Source organism: Rhodococcus sp. PAE-6 (assembly GCF_025290685.1).
Lineage (GTDB): Bacteria > Actinomycetota > Actinomycetes > Mycobacteriales > Mycobacteriaceae > Rhodococcus > Rhodococcus pyridinivorans.
The window spans coordinates 100,539-121,427 of sequence record NZ_JAOCLZ010000009.1 but is presented as its reverse complement, the minus strand read 5'-3'; the positions used below and the strand labels follow the sequence as shown (position 1 = coordinate 121,427).

General features: G+C 68.4%; 16 protein-coding genes. 5 read left to right on the top strand and 11 right to left on the bottom strand.

From position 1 onward, the window contains the following. Nucleotides 1–107 precede the first annotated feature (107 nt). Nucleotides 108–1,949: a dihydroxy-acid dehydratase gene (ilvD, locus tag NVV99_RS18025; protein WP_024101385.1), complete on the top strand. Its 1,842-nt coding sequence runs from the start codon at nucleotides 108–110 to the stop codon at nucleotides 1,947–1,949. A gap of 78 nt (nucleotides 1,950–2,027) precedes the next feature. Here ilvD and NVV99_RS18020 read toward each other — a convergent pair whose 3' ends face one another. Then, on the bottom strand, nucleotides 2,028–2,786 hold the full coding sequence (locus NVV99_RS18020; protein ID WP_024101386.1) for a DoxX family protein: 759 nt from the start codon (nucleotides 2,784–2,786) through the stop codon (nucleotides 2,028–2,030). 77 nt (nucleotides 2,787–2,863) lie between these two features. Here NVV99_RS18020 and NVV99_RS18015 point away from each other — a divergent pair, with 77 nt between their 5' ends. Further along, nucleotides 2,864–4,009, top strand: coding sequence for a PQQ-dependent sugar dehydrogenase (locus NVV99_RS18015; RefSeq protein ID WP_024101387.1), 1,146 nt, complete (start codon nucleotides 2,864–2,866; stop codon nucleotides 4,007–4,009). On the opposite strand, the gene NVV99_RS18010 is transcribed toward NVV99_RS18015, so the two are convergent. From NVV99_RS18010 to NVV99_RS17990, 5 genes are all read right to left on the bottom strand, one after another. Continuing rightward, nucleotides 4,010–5,215, bottom strand: coding sequence for a cation:proton antiporter (locus tag NVV99_RS18010; protein WP_024101388.1), 1,206 nt, complete (start codon nucleotides 5,213–5,215; stop codon nucleotides 4,010–4,012). 25 nt (nucleotides 5,216–5,240) lie between these two features. After that, nucleotides 5,241–6,749, bottom strand: coding sequence for an Asp-tRNA(Asn)/Glu-tRNA(Gln) amidotransferase subunit GatB (gene gatB, locus NVV99_RS18005; RefSeq protein WP_024101389.1), 1,509 nt, complete (start codon nucleotides 6,747–6,749; stop codon nucleotides 5,241–5,243). A 42-nt stretch (nucleotides 6,750–6,791) separates the two neighbouring features. Next, a complete protein-coding gene (locus NVV99_RS18000) occupies nucleotides 6,792–7,820 on the bottom strand; it encodes a 6-phosphofructokinase (protein WP_024101390.1) in 1,029 nt (342 codons plus the stop codon). A gap of 103 nt (nucleotides 7,821–7,923) precedes the next feature. Further along, entirely contained in the window at nucleotides 7,924–8,601 is a 678-nt protein-coding gene (locus NVV99_RS17995; protein WP_024101391.1) for a response regulator transcription factor, read from the bottom strand. Between the two features lie 11 nt (nucleotides 8,602–8,612). Further along, a complete protein-coding gene (locus NVV99_RS17990; protein ID WP_144376943.1) occupies nucleotides 8,613–9,812 on the bottom strand; it encodes a sensor histidine kinase in 1,200 nt (399 codons plus the stop codon). Nucleotides 9,813–9,946: 134 nt separating this feature from the next. On the opposite strand from NVV99_RS17990, the gene NVV99_RS17985 reads away from it, so the two are divergent. Then, a complete protein-coding gene (locus NVV99_RS17985; protein WP_024101393.1) occupies nucleotides 9,947–10,558 on the top strand; it encodes a hypothetical protein in 612 nt (203 codons plus the stop codon). Next, on the top strand, nucleotides 10,555–11,835 hold the full coding sequence (locus tag NVV99_RS17980) for an alpha/beta-hydrolase family protein (protein ID WP_080678469.1): 1,281 nt from the start codon (nucleotides 10,555–10,557) through the stop codon (nucleotides 11,833–11,835). Before NVV99_RS17985 ends, NVV99_RS17980 begins: the two co-directional genes overlap by 4 nt. A gap of 84 nt (nucleotides 11,836–11,919) precedes the next feature. On the opposite strand, the gene gatA is transcribed toward NVV99_RS17980, so the two are convergent. Together gatA and gatC are read right to left on the bottom strand one after the other, a co-directional pair. Continuing rightward, complete coding sequence (gene gatA / locus NVV99_RS17975; protein WP_006554548.1) at nucleotides 11,920–13,395, bottom strand: Asp-tRNA(Asn)/Glu-tRNA(Gln) amidotransferase subunit GatA; 1,476 nt, start codon at nucleotides 13,393–13,395, stop codon at nucleotides 11,920–11,922. After that, complete coding sequence (gene gatC, locus NVV99_RS17970; protein WP_006554549.1) at nucleotides 13,392–13,691, bottom strand: Asp-tRNA(Asn)/Glu-tRNA(Gln) amidotransferase subunit GatC; 300 nt, start codon at nucleotides 13,689–13,691, stop codon at nucleotides 13,392–13,394. The genes gatA and gatC overlap by 4 nt, the downstream gene beginning before the upstream one ends. Before the next feature lie 367 nt (nucleotides 13,692–14,058). Here gatC and NVV99_RS17965 point away from each other — a divergent pair, with 367 nt between their 5' ends. Then, nucleotides 14,059–14,709, top strand: a complete 651-nt coding sequence (locus NVV99_RS17965) for an amino acid-binding protein (RefSeq protein WP_006554550.1) — start codon at nucleotides 14,059–14,061, stop codon at nucleotides 14,707–14,709. Nucleotides 14,710–14,745: 36 nt separating this feature from the next. On the opposite strand, the gene NVV99_RS17960 is transcribed toward NVV99_RS17965, so the two are convergent. The 3 genes from NVV99_RS17960 to NVV99_RS17950 all read right to left on the bottom strand — a co-directional run bounded on the left by NVV99_RS17960 (nucleotide 14,746) and on the right by NVV99_RS17950 (nucleotide 20,887). After that, entirely contained in the window at nucleotides 14,746–17,229 is a 2,484-nt protein-coding gene (locus NVV99_RS17960) for a LuxR C-terminal-related transcriptional regulator (RefSeq protein WP_242411732.1), read from the bottom strand. Nucleotides 17,230–17,455: 226 nt separating this feature from the next. Continuing rightward, entirely contained in the window at nucleotides 17,456–18,835 is a 1,380-nt protein-coding gene (locus NVV99_RS17955; protein WP_024101396.1) for a glutamate decarboxylase, read from the bottom strand. Between the two features lie 66 nt (nucleotides 18,836–18,901). Next, nucleotides 18,902–20,887 carry a YhgE/Pip domain-containing protein gene (locus NVV99_RS17950; RefSeq protein WP_024101397.1) on the bottom strand — a complete coding sequence of 662 codons (1,986 nt, stop codon included), beginning with the start codon at nucleotides 20,885–20,887 and terminating at the stop codon, nucleotides 18,902–18,904. Between the last annotated feature and the right edge of the window lie 2 nt (nucleotides 20,888–20,889).

Below are 20,889 nucleotides of genomic sequence, written 5' to 3'. Positions count from 1 at the left end.
GAAGCACGCGAGTAGATTCGTCGGTGCCGTTGCCCGGATCCGCCCAGCCCGGCGCCCGGACGCGGCCCGGCCGATTGCGCACCAGCCACCGTCAAGGAAGTCAGCCCATGCCCCCGTTGAGGTCACGCACCACCACCGTCGGACGAAACGCCGCGGGAGCGCGCTCCCTGTGGCGCGCCACCGGCCTGACCGATTCCGACTTCGGCAAGCCGATCGTCGCCATCGCGAACTCCTACACGCAGTTCGTACCCGGTCACGTCCACCTCAAGGACGTCGGTGAGATCGTCGCGAAGGCCGTGCGCGAAGCGGGCGGCGTGGCGCGCGAGTTCCACACCATCGCAGTCGACGACGGCATCGCCATGGGCCACGGCGGCATGCTCTACTCGCTGCCGAGCCGCGAGATCATCGCCGACTCCGTCGAATACATGGTCAACGCGCACACCGCCGATGCACTGGTGTGCATCTCGAACTGCGACAAGATCACCCCGGGCATGCTCAATGCCGCGATGCGCCTGAACATCCCGACGGTCTTCGTCTCCGGTGGTCCGATGGAGGCCGGCAAGGCGGTCGTCGTCAACGGTGTCGCGCAGGCCCCCACCGACCTCATCACCGCCATCTCGGCCTCCGCCAGCGAGGCCGTCGACGACGCGGGACTCGACGAGGTCGAGCGCAGCGCGTGCCCGACCTGCGGTTCGTGCTCGGGCATGTTCACCGCCAACTCGATGAACTGCCTCACCGAGGCTCTCGGTCTCGCGCTGCCCGGCAACGGTTCGACCCTCGCCACCCACGAGGCGCGACGCGCACTGTTCGAGACCGCCGGCCGGACGATCGTCGAGGCCGCCCTGCGCTACTACCGCGACGACGACGAGTCGGTGCTTCCGCGCAACATCGCCACCCCGGCCGCCTTCCGCAACGCAATGGCGCTCGACGTCGCCATGGGTGGTTCCACCAACACCGTGCTGCACACCCTCGCCGCCGCGCAGGAGGGTGAGGTCGACTTCGATCTCACCACCATCGACGAGATCAGCCGCCGGGTGCCCTGCCTGGCGAAGGTCTCCCCGAACTCCGACTACCACATGGAGGACGTGCACCGCGCCGGCGGAATCCCCGCCATCCTCGGCGAGCTGCGCCGCGGTGGTCTGCTCGAGACCGACGTCTCCACGGTCCACACGAAGAGCTTCGACGAGTGGCTCGACACCTGGGACATCCGTTCCGGCAAGGCGTCCGAGACAGCCCTCGAACTGTTCCACGCCGCACCGGGCGGTGTGCGCACCACCGAACCGTTCTCGACGGACAACCGCTGGTCGTCGCTCGACACCGATGCCGCGAACGGTTGCATCCGCGACATCGAGCACGCCTACACCGTCGAGGGCGGCTTGTGCGTGCTGCGCGGCAATCTCGCACCGGACGGCGCGATCCTCAAGACCGCCGGTATCGACGAGGATCTGTTCCACTTCGAGGGCCCGGCCTACGTCGTCGAGTCGCAGGAGGAGGCCGTCTCGGTCATCCTCGGCAAGAAGATCAAGGCCGGCGACGTCGTCGTCGTCCGCTACGAGGGCCCGGCCGGCGGCCCCGGCATGCAGGAGATGCTGCACCCGACCTCCTTCCTCAAGGGCATCGGTCTGGGCAAGGTGTGTGCCCTGATCACCGACGGTCGCTTCTCGGGCGGCACCTCCGGTCTGTCCATCGGGCACGTCTCCCCCGAGGCCGCGTCCGGTGGTGTGATCGGCCTGATCGAGCAGGGCGACCGGATCCGCATCGACGTCGCGACCCGCACCCTCGAGGTGCTCGTCGAGGACGAGGTGCTCGCGGATCGTCGCGCGAAGATGGAGGCCTCCGAGCGTCCGTGGCAGCCCGTCGACCGTGAGCGCACGGTCTCGAAGGCACTGCGCGCCTACGCCGCTCTGGCGACCTCCGCCGACAAGGGTGCCGTCCGGCGCGTGCCGTAACACTTCACGACAGCAGGAACGAGGGCCCCGCGATCATCCCGATCGCGGGGCCCTCGCCTGGTGTCCGTCCTTCGTATGTCAGCGTCCGAAGATCCACAGGCACACGCCGGCCGCCACACCCATCAGCAGCACGACGAACGAGCCCAGGAACGGACGCGTCGCCCAGCCGCGTCGTCCGTCGATCGCGATGCGTCCCGGTCCGGTGAGGGTGATCGTCACCGCGCAGGCGACGAGAAGGGCCTCGAACTCGAAGCCCGACGATTCGGCGGCGAGGAACTGGACGCCCGGCTCGAGTTCGTGTTTGAACAGCACCGCGTTGACCATGATGGCCACGATCGCAGCAGCGGCGAACGGAGTGAGCAGACCCAGGACGAGCAGTCCTCCGGCCGCGATCTCACCGACCGCGCCGACGATCGCGAGCACGGCGGGCTGCTGGTACCCCGCGTCGCGCAGCAACGACTCGAAACCGTCGAGACCCGGGCCGTTCCACAGACCCACCAGCTTCTGCAGTCCGTGTGCGACGAGGATCGCCCCGACCGCCGCGCGCAGGACGAACAATCCGAGGTCGAGCGTCCCGCGGCGCACCTTCGGGGTCTGCTCGCCGACGGCCACCGCGCCGCCCGCATCCGCACCGAATACCGGCTCCGGCCGGTACATCTGCTCGGTGGGAGCGGCGTAGGCGTCGGTGCCGAGGGGCGTTCCCCCGGCCCCGAAGTCGTCGTCCGATCCGAGATACGACTCGCGTGGTCGGTGCATCTCGAGTGTGTGCTCGTCGGGCTGGTTTCCGTAGGAACTCGAACCCGCGTCCGGTATGCCACCGTTCTTGTTGTCGGCCACGCTCCCAGCCTAGGCCCGTGACTGCCCCCACACCCGGCATCCGCGGGTGCGCGCGTCGTGCCGGTAACGTTTGCGGCATGACACGGGGTACGCGGTGGACGGGTTCGTGGGGCGTACGTGCGGCAGCGGCGGCGCTCGCCGTCGGAGTCCTCGCCGTCCCGTCCTGCGCCCGCTTCGACGACTCCGCATCGAGCCCGTTCACTCCCGAACCCACCTTCGATCCGGGACCGGGCGTCGGGCCCCAGAACCCCACCGAGACGACCACGCCGAGCGCCTCCCCCAAGCCTCCGGGGCCGTGTGTCGATCCCGACCCGTCCGTGATCGCGACCTGCCTCGACGTCACCGGCGGCCTGGTGACGATGCCCGACGGCAACTCCGCGCTCGTCACCGAGCGCCGGACGGGTCGGATACTGCAGGTCGCGCCGGAGACCGAGCCGGTGGAGATCGCGACGATCCCGGTCGACGGATCCGGGGACGGTGGGCTCCTGGACGTGGCACTCTCCCCCACCTTCGCCGAGGACCGACTGCTCTACGCCTACATCACCACGGCCTCGGACAACCGCGTGGTCCGCATCGCCGCGGGCGACACTCCCAAGGACGTGCTGACGGGAATCCCGCGCGGCGCGACGGGCAATTCCGGCGCCATCGAATTCGTCTCGCCCACCGAGCTCGCCGTCCTGACCGGCGACGCCGGAAACGCAGCGGCCGCAAACGATCCGAACGTCCTGTCCGGCAAGCTCCTGAACCTGCCGCTCCCGGCACCCGGCGCAGCACCCACTCCCTCGGTGATGCTGTCGGGGATCGGCACCGCGGGCGATGTGTGCCGCGATCCGAACGGCAACCTGTGGATCACCGACCGCACTCCCCTCGAGGACCGGCTCCAACGGGTCGGGGTCGACGGCTCGACCGGCACCGGCCCGGCCTGGACGTGGCCCGAGCGGCCCGGTGTCGCCGGGTGCGCGGCGGCTCCCGACGGGATCGCGATCTCGCTCACCGACGCGAAGGCCGTCGCGGTCGTCGCTACCGATCCGGGGACCGGCGCGGTCACGGCGTCCCCCGTCCTCGCGGCGGAGGACCGCTACGGCATGCTGCGCGGCGCCTCTTCGTCGCCCGACGGCCTGCTGTGGGTCTCGACGGTCAACAAGTCCGGCGCCGAACCGGGACCGAACGACGACCGCGTCATCCGCATCCAGTTTCCGGCCGGTGGCGGCGGATTCGACTGATCATGCCCGCCCCGGTGTCTCCGCCGCAGCGGGGTGGTGGAGCAGCCCCGCGAGCATCGGGAGGACGAGGACGGTGACGGCGCCCGCCGCCACGAGGATCGACGCGCTCGCGTTCGTCATCTGATCGGCACTCACCGCGACGCCGGTGACCGCGACGATCAGTGGCAGACCCGTAGTGGAGTACAGGGCGATCTGCAGTTGTTCGGCGGTTCCGAACATGCGGTTGCCGGTCTCGTCGCGTTCGAGGCGCGATGCGACGAACACCGGTACACCCCTCACCAGGACGAGCAGTCCGAGGAATGCCAGCAGGATGCCCGGGGCACTCGCAACGGCACCGACGTCGATCGCCATGCCCGAGGTGACGAAGAAGATCGGGATGAGGAAGCCGTATCCGAGACCGTCGAGCTTCTTCTCGAGCCGCTCGTCGCCCGCCGGGATCGTGCGGCGCAGGATGAAGCCGGCCGCGAAGGCCCCGAGAATGATGTCGAGATCGAAGACGGCGGCGACGGCGATGAGTCCGACGAGCAGCAACATTGTCAGGCGCACCGGGATCTGGGCGGTGGTGTCGGAGCCGAGCCGGACGAACTGGGTGAACCGTGAGCCCTCCCCCAGGATCCAGGTCGGCAGCACGGCGACGGCGACGGCCACGACCGCGAACGCCAGCAGGACGATCAGCGAGCCGAGTGCGCCGCGCGCACCGAGCAGGGTTGCCATGGCCACAACGGGCAGCAGTTCTCCGAACGCACCGTGATTGAGCACCGACCGTCCGAGTGGGGTCGCGACGAGCCCGCGGTCGGCGAGGATCGGCAGGAGCGTCCCCAGCGCTGTGGATGTCAGGGCGATCGCCACGGCAATCTCGGCGTGCACCTGGCCGACCGCTCCCAGGGCGGCGACGGTACCGAGCGCCAACAGCATGCACACGCACCAGGTGAGCATCGCGCGGCGCCCACCCCGCCCGCGCAACTCGGCGGGGTCGATCTCGTATCCGGCGAGCAGGAAGAGCATCCCCAGGCCGAGTTCGCGCAGGATGCCGATCTCGCTGCCCGTCTCCGCGAGGTCGAACGCGTAGGGGCCGATGAGGACACCTGCCACCAGCAGCAGCACGACCTCGGGCACCAGCCGACGCGGGACGGCGCCGGCGATCAGCGGTGCCAGCACCGCCGCGACGGCGATCCAGAACAGCGAGGTGGCGACAGCAGCGTCCATGCGCCGCTACTCTAGCCGCGCAAGATCAACTGCACGCAGCGATGACGAGTTCCTTCACGCGCGCCGGATCGGCCTGTCCGCGAGTAGCCTTCATGACGTCGCCGACGATCTTGCCGGCCGCCTGGACCTTGCCGGAGCGGATCTTGTCGGCGATGTCGGGGTTGGCGGCCAGCGCGGCGTCGACCGCGGCCTGCAGCGCCGAATCGTCGCGCACGACCTCGAGACCGCGAGCGGCGACCACCTCGTCGGGCTCGCCCTCACCGGCGAGCACACCGTCGACGACCTGACGGGCGAGCTTGTTCGTCAGCTTGCCGTCGGCCACCAGCGCGATGACGCGGGCGACCTGTTCGGGTGTGATAGGCAGTTCGGCGAGTTCGACACCGCGGGTGTTGGCCTGCTGGGCCAGGTAGGCGACCCACCACGAGCGGGCCTCCGAGGCGGGGGCGCCGGCCTCGGTGGTCGCGATGACGAGGTCGAGCGCTCCGGCGTTGACGAGGTCGCGCATCTCCTCGTCGGAGACACCCCAGTCGGCCTGGATGCGGGCGCGGCGCAGCCACGGCAGCTCGGGCAGCGTCGCGCGCAGCTCTTCGACCCAGGCGGCGTCGGGCGCGATCGGCTCGAGGTCGGGCTCCGGGAAGTAGCGGTAGTCCTCGGCGGTCTCCTTGCGGCGACCGGGCGAGGTGGTGCCGTCGGCCTCCTGGAAGTGCCGGGTCTCCTGGATCACCTCACCACCGGAGACCAGTACGGCCGCCTGGCGCCGCATCTCGTAGCGCACGGCCACCTCGACGGACTTGAGAGAGTTGACGTTCTTCGTCTCGGTGCGGGTACCGAACTCCTTCGCGCCGATGGGCATCAGCGAGATGTTCGCGTCGCACCGCATCGAACCCTGGTCCATGCGGACGTCGGAGACGTCGAGTGCCTCGAGCAGGTCGCGCAGGGCGGTGACGTAGGCGCGGGCGACCTCGGGGGCGCGCTCGCCGGCACCGACGATCGGCTTGGTGACGATCTCGACGAGCGGCACACCGGCGCGGTTGTAGTCGAGCAGCGAGTGGCTCGCACCGTGGATGCGACCGGTGGCGCCACCGACGTGCAGCGACTTGCCGGTGTCCTCCTCCATGTGCGCGCGCTCGATGTCGACCCGCCAGGTGGTGCCGTCATCGAGTACGACATCGAGATATCCGTCGGTGGCGATCGGCTCGTCGTACTGCGAAATCTGGTAGTTCTTCGGCTGATCCGGGTAGAAGTAGTTCTTACGCGCGAAGCGACCCCACGGGGTGATCGAGCAGTTCAGCGCGAGGCCGATGCGGATCGCGGACTCGACCGCGGCCTGGTTGACGACGGGCAGCGCCCCCGGCAGACCGAGGCAGACCGGACACACCTGCGTGTTGGGCTCGGCGCCGAAGGCGGTCGGGCAGCCGCAGAACATCTTGGTGGCGGTGTGCAGCTCGACGTGCACCTCCATGCCCATCACGGGCTCGAACTTCGCGAGCACGTCGTCGTAGGCGAGCAGGTCAGCGGACACGGAGGCAGTCATGGTGTCGATTTTAGACGGCGCCGACAGTGCCGACGCGCCGCCTCACCCGAACAGGATCCGCATCTCCTGATAGCGCTCGTCGGGCACGTACTTCGGTTCGGCGAGCTCGTCGAAATCGACCCGAGCGATGTCGGTGCCGTGCAGCGCGACCATGCGCCCCCAATCCTCCTCGGCGACGAGATCGGTCACCGCCATGCCGAGTCGCGTGGCGAGCACCCGGTCGAATGCCGTGGGGACACCGCCCCGTTGGATGTGACCGAGCACCGTCGCGCGGGCCTCGACGCCGGTGTGCTTCTCGATGAGCGGCGCGAGCACCTCCGCGATACCGCCGAGACGCGGCCGGTCGAATCCGTCGAGCCCCTTGGTGGAGTACGCCTCCTCCATCTCGGGCAGTGTGAAGCCCTCAGCGACGACAACCATCGGCGAACGCCCGCGGTCGCGGACGCTGGTCACCCACTCGCAGATCTGTTCGAGGCTCTCGGGGTGTTCGGGGATGAGGATGGCGTGTGCACCACCGGCAGTACCCGCGTGCAGTGCGATCCATCCGGCGTGCCGGCCCATGACCTCGAGCACCATGCACCGCTTGTGGGAGTTGCCGGTGGTGCGGAGACGGTCGATCGCCACCGTCGCGATCTCGACGGCCGTGTCGAAACCGAAGGTGTAGTCGGTGTGGCTGAGGTCGTTGTCGATCGTCTTCGGCACACCGACGATGCGGATCCCTTCACCGAACAGTCGCTTCGAGGCGGCAGCGGTGCCCTCTCCGCCGATGGCGATCACCGCGTCGATCCCGAGGCGGCCGAGGGTCTTCTGGATGTTCTGTGCCCCACCGTCGGGTCCCTGGTACGGACCGAACCGGCTCGTGCCGAGGATCGTGCCACCCTGCTGGGCGAGACCGCGAACACGGCTGCGGTCCAACGGGATCACATCGCCCTCGACGAGACCGCGCCAGCCGTCGAGGAATCCGACGAACTCCTGTCCGTGGACCTCGGTGCCCTTGAGCACCGCACCGCGGATGACCGCGTTGAGCCCGGGGCAGTCCCCGCCACTGGTGAGAATTCCGATCCTCGTCACGCACTACCTCCCGTCGCATGGTTCCGTACCGCACGGACCGATACCGCCCGGACCGCTGCTGCATTGCCATCCTGCCCGTTCACCGGCGCGACGGCAGCCCGATTCAGCCGGGTGTGACGAGACCGGACTCGTAGGCGAGCACCACGGCCTGTGCCCGGTCGCGCAGGTTCAGTTTCGCGAGAACCTTGCCGACGTGGGTCTTCACGGTCTGCTCGGCGACGAACAATCGTTCTGCGATCTCGGTGTTCGACAGGCCGTGTGCGATCAGTTCCAGCACCTCGAGTTCGCGCGGGGTCAGCGGATCGAGGACGCGGTCGCGCCCTCTCGCCGGCCGGCGCCGGCTGGTGACGTCGGCGATGAGGCGACGGGTGACGGTCGGCGCGAGCAGTGCCTGACCATCGGCGACCACCCTCACGGCCCGCACGAGTTCGTCGGCGGGGGCGTCCTTGAGCAGAAACCCGCTTGCTCCCATCCCGAGCGACTCGTAGACGTAGTCGTCGAGGTCGAAGGTGGTGAGCATGAGCACCTTCGACCGCGGCTCACGGGTGTCGGCAAGGATGTGCCGCGCCGCGTCGAGACCGTTCATCTCGGGCATGCGCACGTCCATGAGGACGACGTCGGGCCGCAGTCGCGCGACCTCCGAGACAGCCGCTCGACCGTCGGGGGCATCGCCGACGACGCTGATGTCGGGCTGGGCTCCGAGCAGTGCTCCGAAGCCCTGCCGGACCATTGCCTGGTCGTCGGCGATGAACACGGTGATGGGAGGGTGCGGTTCGGTCATCGGCACCCACCTTAGGCCCCGGTCAGCACCGGGAGAACCGCTCGGACCTCGAAACCGCCGCCGGGACGGGGATGGGCGACGAGTTGCCCGCCCACGACGGACGCACGTTCGACCATGCCGAGGATTCCGTTGCCGCCGCTGCGGTCCGACTGCCGAACGGTGGTGTCGACCTGACCGGGCGAGGCCGGCCCGTTGGCCACCTCCACCGTGACGGTCGCCGGCTCCCACTGCAGTCGTGCGGACACGCGGGCGCCGGGTGCGTGCCGGGCCGCGTTCGCCAGAGACTCTTGCAGGATCCGGTAGACGGTGAGTCCGACACCGTCGGAGACGGGTGCGGGGACGCCGACCGTCTCCGTCTCGAGCGCCATCCCGGCTCGGCGGGAGGACTCGAACAGCTCACCGATGCGGTCGATGTCGGGCTGCGGTTCGTGTTCGGGGAGCTGCCCGTCGCTGCGGAGTACTCCGAGCAGGGTGCGGACCTCGTTCAGCGCCTCCCGTGCGGTCGCACCGAGGGCGTCGAATTCGGCGCGTACGTCGTCGTTCACGTCCGGGAGCCGGTAGGGCGCGCTCTGCGCCTGCACGACGATCATCGACATGTGATGGGCAACGATGTCGTGGAGGTCGCGTGCGATGTGGGCCTTCTCCTCGAGGATGGCGCGCCGTGCACGTTCGAGCTCGCTGGCTTCCTCCTGCTGGGCGAGTTGCCGTCGGGAGATCACCAGCCAGCGCACCAACAGCCCGAACACCACCAGCGCGCTGATCCCGATCCCCCAGCCCCAGCCGTCGCTGCCGGGGACGAAGGCCGCGAAGAGCAGAACCGTCGAGACCCAGACGACGAGGACGATCCGGATCTCCTCGCGGATCGCCACGGCGAACACCAGCGCGAGCATCACCATGATGTGCACGACCTGCCACGGATAGTCGTAGCCGGGGACCAGGTCGAACGTTATCGGGATGACGAGTCCCGCCGCCGCGGCCACCGCCCACCCGAGCGCCGGCCGGACGAGCACAAGGAGGAACGGGAACACCGCCATCCCCGAGATCAGCGGCAACAGGGGTGGGGAGACGTCGTGGGTCAGGGGCAGCGTCGGCCACGCGATCGCATAGAGGATCAACGTCACGGTGACCACGGTGATGACGCTCCACCGTCCCCGGCCCAGGCGTCCCGCGGTTCTCACGCCGGACTTCGCAAGCTCTTTCACCTCACCCACGCTAGGAGCCGGGGTCTCGACTGTCCTCATACCTGGGGGTGAGATCCGCATAGCTCTGCGGGTGGTGTCGGCCTCCTCGAGATCGCTCCGGCGCGGGGTCCGGTGCAGGGCTGCGCGTTCCTAGCGTCACCGGCATGACAGTGAGATCCGCAGCGGTCCGAGTCGCGTCGGTCGCCTTCCTCGCCACCGCAGCATATGCCGCCGCGCCGGGGGCGCTCGCCCACTCCGCCGCGCCCCCGACGGAGGACGCCGCGGCCGCAGCGACGGTGACGGCGCTCGTCGCCGACGACGCGGACGGAGCACTGTCGTCCCTGCCGGCCGATTTCACCGCCGTGATGGGGTATGCGCCGATCGTCGAACAGTGGGCGGACGGGACGACGGTGCTCGCCGACCCCGAAGGTGACTGCTCCGCCCCGGTGCCGCTGCCGGCGGCGTTCGAATCGGCATGCCGGGTGCACGATCTCGGGTACGACCTCCTGCGGTACGCCCACACCACCGGTGGCGAGCTGGGCACCGGTGCCCGCCGCGACCTCGACGGTCTGTTCGCACGGCATCTCGACACCGTCTGCCGTTCCGAACCCGGCATCCCCTCCTGCACGCCGATCGCAGGGATTTCTTCTGCAGCAGTGGAATTCAACTCGTGGCGACAGGGTCACCGGACACCTGTCGCGGAATCGCCGTGGGCCCTGGCCGTCGCTGCGGGCTCGGTCGCTCTGGGCTTCACGGCACGAAAGGTACGGCGATGACGATCCTCACGGTGGTTCTCGCGACGGTGATCTCCCTCGCCCCTCCCCTGCTGCCGCGACAGTCGGTCGTGCAGGGCGTCGTCACAGGGGTGTTCGTCCTGGTCGCGCTGGCCGTTCTCCGTCTCGTCGTGACCGCGAGGCGGCGGACCGGTCGGGCTCCGCGGCCGGCGAGACCGGAACTGCGTGTGCCCGTCGCGCTCGTCGGCGGATCCGTCGTGCTGGTCACGGCCGCCGGTGCGCATCGGTGGCAGAACGGTCTGCGGGAGGCGATGGCGGTCCCGGCGCTGGATGTGCGCTGGTGGCTGGAGGCACTGGCAGTCGCGATCGTGGTCGTCGCGGCGCTGCTCGCCCTTCCGCGCCTCGTGCACCTCCTGTCGCGACGCGGGGTGGCGGTGGCCGTCGCCGCGACGCTGGGAATCGGCGCCACGGTTGGGATCGGCACCACGGCGGCCTTCTCACCCGGAGGGGCGGTCGACACGGTCGCCTCCCCCACCGCGCTCTCGGCGGGATTGTCGGGTGGCGTGGGATCGGCGGTGTTGTGGAACCGGTTGGGTCGAGAGGGGCAGAAGTTCGTGTCCCTGCCCTCCGAGGGGTCACCGCTCCGGATCTACATACCGTTGTCGGCCGCGCCGGATCCGTCTGCGCGCGCCGAGTTCGCGGTGGACGAACTCCGCCGGGCGAGAGCCTTCGACCGACCGCATCTCGTGGTGGCCGTGCCGACCGGCTCGGGCTGGGTCGATGCCGCTGCGGTTCGCGGCTTCGAGGACCGGTGGGGCGACGATGTCGCCATCGTCGCCCAGCAGTACTCGGACATGCCGAGCTGGGCGACCTTCGTCCTCGATCGCGGTGCTGCGGAGGAGGAGGCCCGCGCGCTCGTCACCGCCTTGCGGGCGCACCTGTCCACGCTGCCCGACGAGCGACGCCCCGCCCTGCACGTCTACGGGCAGTCTCTGGGAGCGTCCGGCGCGAGCGCCGTCTTCGACGACGAACCGGAGCCGTGTGCACTGTTCCTCGCGGGGCCACCCGCGGGGGTCCGCACCGCCGGTGCGAGTGTCCGGGCGAACACCTCCGACCCGGTGGTGTGGTGGCGGCCGTCGCTGCTGTGGTCGCCGCCCGATCTGTCGCATGCGCGCGCCGATGCCCCGACCCCGCCGTGGCTGCCGGTGGTGTCGTTCGTGAACACGACGGTGGACCTGCTCACCTCGCTCGAGGCGGCACCCGGTCACGGTCATCGCTACGGCGACGATCAGGCGCGGTGCACCTCCGCCGACGGGTAGATCGCGCCCACACGGATCGGCGTCCGGATACACCGCGACCCGCCGGCCGACGAACGGCACGACGGGTCGTGGTGTGGGAAAGGATCAGGCGACGATGGGTCCTCGTGCCGCCTCGAAGGCCGCACCCACGCGGTACAGGCGCTCGTCGGCCAGGGCCGGGGCCATGATCTGCAGACCGACGGGGAGACCGTCGTCCGCCGAGAGGCCGGACGGCACCGACATCGCGCAGTGCCCCGCGAGGTTGGTCGGGAGCGTGCACAGGTCGGACAGGTACATCGCCAGCGGATCGTCGACCTTCTCGCCGAGCTTCCACGGCGTGAACGGGCTCGTGGGCGAGACCAGCACGTCGACCTGCTCGTAGGCCTTGTCGAAGTCCTGCGCGATGAGGCTCCGGACTTTGAGTGCCTGACCATAGTAGGCCTCGTAGTAGCCGGAGGACAGCGCGTAGGTGCCGATCATGATGCGGCGCTTGACCTCCTTGCCGAAACCGGCGGCGCGGGTCGCGGCCATGACCTGCTCGGCACTCATCGTGCCGTCGTCGACGCGCATGCCGTACCGCATCGCGTCGAAGCGGGCCAGGTTGGAGGAGACCTCCGACGGCAGGATCAGGTAGTACGAGGCGAGCGCGTACTCGAAGTGCGGGCACGAGACCTCGACGACCTCCGCGCCGAGCTTCGTGAGCGTCTCGACCGCCGCATCGAACGACGAGAGCACGCCGGGCTGGTAGCTGTCGGAGTGCAGCTCCTTGACCACGCCGACCTTCAGGCCCTTCAGGTCGCCGGCCGCACCCTGGCGCGCCGCCTCCACGACGGGACGCACGGGGGCGTTCACCGACGTCGAGTCGCGCGGGTCGTGCCCGGCGATGACCTCGTGCAGCAGCGCCGTGTCGAGGACGGTGCGGCCGCAGGGACCACCCTGGTCGAGCGACGACGCACAGGCGACGAGGCCGTACCGAGAGACCGTGCCGTAGGTGGGCTTGGTGCCGACGGTGGCGGTGACAGCGGCGGGCTGGCGGATCGAGCCACCGGTGTCGGTGCCGATCGCGAGGGGTGCTTGATACGACGCGAGCGCCGCAGCGGAACCGCCACCCGAGCCACCCGGGATACGGCTGGTGTCCCACGGGTTGCGGGTGGGGCCGTAGGCCGAGTTCTCGGTGGACGAACCCATCGCGAACTCGTCCATGTTGGTCTTGCCGAGGATGGGGATCCCGGCCTCGCGCAGCTTCGTGGTGAGCGTCGCGTCGTAGGGCGAGACCCAGCCCTCGAGGATCTTCGAACCGCACGTGGTGGGCATGTCCGTGGTGGTGAACACGTCCTTGAGCGCGAGCGGCACACCGGCGAGCGCCGAGGCCGGTTTCTCGCCCGCGGCGACGGCACGGTCGACCTCGTCCGCGGCGGCGAGCGCCTGCTCGGAGGCGACGTGCAGGAAGGCGTTGTACTCGCCGTCGACCTCGGCGATGCGATCGAGGTGGGCCTGGGTGACCTCCACCGACGACAGTTCGCCGGCATGGATCTTCGACGCCAGGGTCGCGGCGTCGAGGCGTGTCGTATCCGTGCTCATTCGCCCTCTCCCAGGATCTGCGGGACCGAGAAGCGATCCTCCTCGACGGCCGGCGCACCGGAGAGCGCCTGCTCGGGTGTGAGACCGGGGACGACGACGTCGGGTCGCGTCACGTTGGTGACGGCGTTCGGGTTCGCCATGGGAGCCACATCGTCCGCGGCCACCTCCGACACCGCCTTGACGTGGTTGAGGATCGAATCCAACTGACCGGCGAACTCGTCGAGTTCGGCATCGGTCAGCGCAAGCCGGGACAACCGGGCGAGATGCGCGACCTCGTCACGGGAGATGGCAGGCACCGTGAATGGCCCCTTTCCGATGGAGAGTGAACGTCCTGTCCAGGGTAATGCGTCCTGGAAGCGACGGCGCACGCGGTTCGGCGACATCACTCGTCGCCCGGTCGGCGTCGCGTCCCGTCCGCCGATGTTGCAAGCTTCGCAACGCTGTGTTGCGTTCGTGTGACATGCACCGTCGCGACCGGGGATTATCGATGGGGTCGGCATAATTTCGGATCGGCGCCGTCCCGGACGCCGGCGCCGAGGTGCAAGGATGTGGTCTGCCAGAGGTCGACACGGGCCCCTGGGCCGGCACTCGGATGCCGGCGCACCATGTGCCGTCGATGTGGCGTTCGTCGACGGCAGGAAACCGACTGGGGAAAGGACTCACGTGTCGTACCTCTTGCGTGTCAGGCTCCCCGATCGTCCCGGTAGCCTCGGCTCGCTCGCCCTGGCGCTCGGTTCGGTCGGCGCCGACATCTTGTCGCTCGACGTCGTCGAACGCGGCACGGACTTCGCGATCGACGATCTCGTCGTCGACGTCGAGCCGGGCAAGCTCCCCGACACGCTCCTCACCGCGGCCGAGGCCCTGCCCGGTGTGACGGTCGACTCGATCCGTCCCTACGCCGGAATCCTCGACACCCATCGCGAACTCGAATTGATCGATCACGTCGCCGCCGCCCGCGACGACCGCATCCAGATCCTCGTCGACGGCGCTCCCCGGGTGCTCCGCGTGGGTTGGGCGACCGTGCTCGGAGTCGGCCCGAACGGCATCTTCCGCCTCGCGGGGAGCCCGGGTTCGCCGGAGACCCACCTCGACGGCGTCCCCTGGATGCCGCTCGCCGAGGCCACCCTGCTCGACCACGACGGTGAGTGGGTGCCGCAGCTCTGGCGCGACATGGACACGATGCTCGCGGCCGCTCCCCTCGGCTCGCCCGAACGTGTCCTCGTCCTCGGCCGCCCCGGCGGACCGGAGTTCCGTCCGTCCGAGATCGCACGCATCGGTTACTTCGCGGGCATCGTCGGCACCGTCCTCCGATAGTCCCCCGGGTTCCGGTCCCAGCTTCGGGAAAGGGTCTCAGCCGACGACGAGCCTGTGCGCCTGCGCGATCGCTTCCTCACGCGAATGCACGCCCAGTTTCCGGTAGAGGGAACGCAATTGGGTCTTGACGGTGTTGAGGGTGACGAACTGTTCCTTGGCGATCGTGCTCGTCGTGCCGCCGGCGAGCAATGCGTCGAGGACCGCGCGCTCGCGTGGGGTCAGCCGTACGACGACACGGATCTCGCGGAAGATGCCGTACTCGGCCATCGCCGGGTCGAGATCGATCGGCAGGTCGACCCCGAGCGACAGGATGTCGCGCACGGCCGAGGGCGGGACTCCGACGAACGGCCGTGTCACCCCGGCATGTTCCGCCAGCACCACGGCCCGCTGGAGATGCCGTCGCGCATCGGTGCGGCGACCGAGTCTCAGAGACGCCACCGATCCGATCAGGGCGAGTTCCGCACCGACGGCCGGACAGTGCTCACGGGCGGCATCCCCACGATGCACGATCACCTCCGCGCCTCCGGGATCGCCGCCGAGCAGACGCAATCGCGCACGGGCCGGAGCCGTGAGGGGGTGCGTCGAGCTGTCGACCAGCTCGCGCGCCGCGCGGGCCTCGCCGAGCGCGAGGTGCAGGTCGGCACGCGCGGCATCGACCAACACCGCGGAGATACCGGTGAGGCGATGGGAGAAGTGCTGAAGTTCCGAATCGATGTACAGCAGGCCGTCGGCGGGCACACCGCTCAGCAGCGCCAGTCGCCCCCGCGCGTACATGACGGCCGCCCACAACTCTTCCGTGTGGCGGGGAGTGCCGAGTTCGGAGAGCGCGCGGAAGGCCGTGCCGGTGTCGAGCCTGTCGAGGGCCACGAGCGCGGTGGCGACCAGGCCCGCCGTACGGATGAGGGCCTCGGCCTCTCCCATGATCGGCGGATGCCGGAGCTCCTCCTCGATCCACCGGGTCGCCTCGTGGGTCCGGCCCCGGAGGGCTTCGAGGAGCGCGAGTTTGCCCGCGGCCTCTCGCTCGACGAACACACCGCGACCCGCCGTGTGGGCACGGCGCAGCATCGTTCCGGCATCGGTGGTGCGTCCGCCGAGGAGGTAGACGGTGCCGAAGTTGAGGTATTTCAGTCCGTGGGCGTGCCGGGTCGTGTCGTCCAGCGTCTCGAAATTCGGCACGGGTTCGGTGGCCAGGCCGTCGCACACTTCCATCGCCTCGTCGTAGGCACCCTGCATCCGGAGACTTCCGAGGCGAAGGATCGTTTCGAAGGATCGCGGGAAGGCCCACTGTTGCGGCTCTCCCGCCTGGTTCCGGGCACGGGTGATCGTCCGCAGCGACGCGACGGTGCGATCGTTGGTCGTCATGTCGTCGGGGAGCAGCTCGAGCAGCACGATCCCCAGGGAGCGGAGCGATCCGCTTCCGTACAGTGCCACCCAGTTCTTCTCGACGATGTCGATCGCGCATCGCCAGTCGCGCCGCTCCACGGCATGTTCGAGGGCGATGTCCGGACGCGAGCGCTGCAACCAGTAGTCGATGAGAGCCGACCGCGCATCCCACAGCTCCTTCGGGTATTCGGCGCTGCCCACCCGCAGGAGTGATCTGTGGACGACCTCGGGATAGCGCCAGGCGGTCTCGTCGTCCGTGGAGTCCTCGTCCGTCGAGCAGGCCTCGATCAGTCCCGACTCGGTCAGCGCGGTGAGGAAGGCGTCGCTGTCGTCGATGTGCGGTAGAGCCGAAATCGACGACTCCGTCACCGTGTTGGGTGCGGCGGAGACGAGGACCGAGCGGGAGGACAGTGCCAGTGAGGGATCCGCGGCCACGACATGCATGACGACGAGATCGACGGTCGAGTCGACCAGGACGTCGAGGGCGTCGGTGCCGTAGACCCGATCCGGCTTCTCGGCACGCAGCGTCGCACACACCGCCGCGACGAATGCGGCGAATCCTTCGGTGCGGCGGGTGATCCACTCGATGGTGCGTTGGTCCCGCGCAAGTCCGAAGAGCCGGCACAGTGCAGCGGTATCGTCCACGGTGAACGCCAGGTCGTCGTCGCCGACGATCGTCCTGTGCGGGTGTCCGTCGACAAGTTCGGCCCACGAGCCTGCGGCCCTGCTGGTGACCACCATCCGCACCTGCGGCCCGAGCCGCAGCAACTGCCCGACCCGGTCTTCGATCGCTTCGACCGACCGGACACCGTCGAGCACGAACATCACGGGCCGGGGGTGCCGGACCAGTATCGAACACAACGAGTCGAAGGAGCCTTCCGCCGCAACGGGTTCGTCGACTCCGAGGGAGGTGCACAGCGACGATGCCACCGTCGCCCAGTAGGTCTCGGGTGTGACGTCGTGCGCGGGTTCGGGAATCACCACCGGCGCCCACTCGGGACACGGGTCGATCGCCAGCCACGTGTCGACGAGGGTCGTCTTGCCGGAGAAGGGGCCACCGAGGATCACGGCGAGTTCGGAATGCGCGGACAGAACGGAGAACAATCGGCGACGGGACAAAGGCAGTGTTCTCGGCACGTCCACTATCCCTTTCGCATCCGGGCAGCATCGCCCTCGAAACGGACTCACAAGTATGTGCAAATATTAGCAGCCGGCGGGGGAAATGACGGATTTCGCCGGGATTCCGATCGCGCGCCAGGAATCACATCGAAGTAGTCCCGTACCTCCATTCACACGGTCCACGAACGGATCTCACGTCGGCGGGGGAGAAACTCGGTGAGCTTCTCCCCCGCTGCGACTTCGTTCAGTGTGCGAATGCCTGGTCGGTGTGGCCGCGACCGACACCCTCGCGGAGATATCCGACTACATCGGCGATGTCTTCACCGAGCTTGTGGGCGATGTCCCGGCTGAAGCCCTCGCGAAGCACGATTCGCAGGACCGCGACGTCCTCCGCGTCGGCCGGCATCGTGTAGGCCGGAACCTGGAATCCGCGGGCCCGCAATTCGTGGGAGATGTCGAACACCGTGAAGCCGGGGTCGCCCGTCACCTCGAAGGAGATGACCGGGATGGCGGAGCCGTCCGTGATGATCGCCATGTTCTCGATCTCGGAGATCTGCTTCGACAGCATGAGCGCGGTGTCGCGCAGGGTCTCCATGATCTGCGTGTACCCGGCGACACCGAGCCGGATGAAGTTGTAGTACTGGCCGATGACCTGGTTACCAGGACGCGAGAAGTTGAGCGTGAACGTCGGCATGTCGCCACCGAGGTAGTTGACCCGGAAGACCAGGTCCTCGGGCAGATGTTCCTTCGAGCGCCAGACGACGAAACCGATACCCGGATAGGTCATGCCGTACTTGTGACCACTGACGTTGATGGACACGACCCGCGGCACACGGAAGTCCCATTCGAGGTCCGGATGGAGGAAGGGCACCACGAAGCCACCGGAGGCGGCGTCGACGTGCAACGGGACGTCGGGACCGCCGGAGGCCGCGAGCTCGTCGAGCGCGGCGGCGATCTCCGCCACCGGCTCGAGTTCACCGGTGAAGGTGGTGCCGAGGATCGCGACGACGCCGATGGTGTTCTCGTCGACCGCTTCGCGGACCTGCTCGGGGGTGATGACGTAACGGCCGGGCTCCATCGGCAGGTATTTCGGCTCGACGTCGAAGTAGCGGCAGAACTTCTCCCACACCACCTGCACGTTGCTGCCGAGCACCAGGTTCGGCTTCGACGCGTCCTTGCCGGCGGCCCTACGGGCCTCACGCCAGCGCCACTTGAGCGCGAGACCGCCGAGCATGACGGCCTCGGACGAACCGATCGTCGAGACGCCGGTGGCCGACGACGGATCGGCCGGATCGAGGTTCTCGGCGTGGAACAAGGCCGCGACCATGTTGACGCAACGGGTCTCGATCTCCGCCGTGGCCGGATACTCGTCCTTGTCGATCATGTTCTTGTCGAACGTCTCGGCCATGAGACGACCCGCCTGCGGATCCATCCACGTGGTGACGAAGGTCGCCAGGTTGAGCCGCGAGCTGCCGTCGAGCATCAGCTCGTCGTGTATGAACTGGTACGTCGCCTCCGGATCGGTCTCCGACTTGGGAAGTCGCAGAGCAGGAATCGGGTCGGTACCGAGTCTGCCGGTGAAGGCAGGTGCGAGTGTCTCGGCTGGAGCATTGGACTCTGACATGGTTTCCTCCATTTCCCGCATCGAACACTCGTCGATCCGGTGACATCAGGACATCCGGGGCGGCTCTCACACCTCGATCGGCGGGTACAGCCTCTCCATCGTGTAGCGGCGGTTGCGCCGAACCGACAGGGCACTCAGCGTCAACGATACGAGCAGGATTCCGGCCAGGACAGCGATTGCGATCCACAATCGCGAATCGATGTTCTCGGCGACGGTGAGCTGCCGCAGACCGTTGACGGTGTAGGTCATCGGGTCGAACGGGTGGATGTACTGGAACGGCTTCGCCGTGGTCGGCACGGGGTAGATACCGCCGGCCGAGACCAGTTGCAGCATCAGGAAGGCCAAGGTCACCACCCGACCGACGGCGACGCCGAAGATCGCATTGAACGCTTGGATCATGGCCAGATACGTTGCGGAGATCAAGATCAGGAACAGGATCGTCCCCACCACGTGCTTCACGTCCAGTCCGACGCCGAAATGGACGACCGTGTACATCACGACCACCTGCAGGATGCCTACCAGCAGAGCCGGCCAGTACGACGCGAGGACCGTGCGGTAGGCACCGAGTCCCGCGACGGTGGGCCGCGACTGCAACGGGGTGAGCAGCATCCAGGTGATGATGCCGCCGACGAACAGGGCGAGCGACAGGAAGAACGGGGCGAAACCGGTACCGAAGGTGGGTGCCTCGTTCGTGTAGTTCTGTTGCAGAGCAACCGGAGTCGACAACGTCTCGGCGGTGGCGGTGCGTTGTTCGTCCGTCCAGTTCGGCACCTGGGTGGCACCCTGGCTCAGGGCCTGCGCGAGTTCCTGCGAACCCGACTGCAACTCGACCATGCCCGAGGACAGCTCTCCTGCTCCGTCGGCCAACTGGACACTGCCGTCGGTGAGTTGGACGAGACCGGAGTTCAGCGTGGCGGCACCGGAGCTCAGTTCGTCGACACCGCTGCGGAGTCGGTTCACGTCCGCCGCCAGTCCCCCGTTCGACAACGTCGCCAGGGCTCCCTGTAGCGGACTGTTCGGGTTGCCGAGTTGATACTCGAGTTGTTCGGCGTCTGCCTGCAGACGCATGATCTCAGCGCGTAGGGCGTCGGCATCGGAGGCCGCCTGTTGCGCCGTCAGCGGTGTCAACGCGGTGATCGCCTGCTGCACGACCGGATCGGAGCTCCGGTTCAGGATGTCGACGACCTGCTGTACGGCCTGGTTCACCGTCGACTGCGTGGTCTGCGGTACCCGCGATTCGAGGGCGTCGAGCGAGGCCCGCAGCTCCGCTGCCTGCCCGGCGACACCCGAGAGGGCACCGCTGTCGAGCGCGCTGAGCAGCGGACCCGTCACGCCGTCGACCGCGGTGGCGAGTTCGTTCGCGCCGGTAGCGAGCTGCGCCGACCCGTCTCGCGCCGTGACCATGTTCGTCGCGAGCTCCTGCGATCCCGAAGCGAGCTGGTCCGCGCCGCTCTTGGCCGTGTCGATGCCGTCGGCGAGTTGCCCGGCACCGTCGGCGGCCTGCTTCAGACCCGAGCCGGCGCTCTCGAGACCGGTGAGCACGGTCCCGACACCTTGGGCACCGATCGTGGAGTTCACCTGTCCGATCACCTGTTCGGACGCGTCCTGCCCGATGATCGTCGCGAGATAGTTGTTCGCGTCGTTGAAAGTGAAGACCAAATTCGCCTTCTCCGGGTTGTCGCCGTTGGGGGATTCGACCGCTTCGGTGAAATTCTCCGGAATCGTGATGGTGTAGTAGTACTTTCCGTCGGCCAGACCCGCGACGGCGTCCTCTTCCGACACCTCCGCCAGATCGAGCTGACCGGATGCGATGAGAGACTTCACGACCTGATCGCCGGCGTCGACCTGTTCCCCCGTCGACGAACGACCGGTGTCGTTGTTGACGATCGCCGCGGGAATCTTGTTCACCGCACCGAACGGATTCCAGAAGGCCCACAGGTACATGGCCCCGTACAGCAACGGCATGAGAATGATCGTCGCGATCGCGATGCGCGGCATCGTGCCGCGGAAGTATCGCTTCGAGTCGCTACCGAGAGAGACGCCTGCGAGCACTC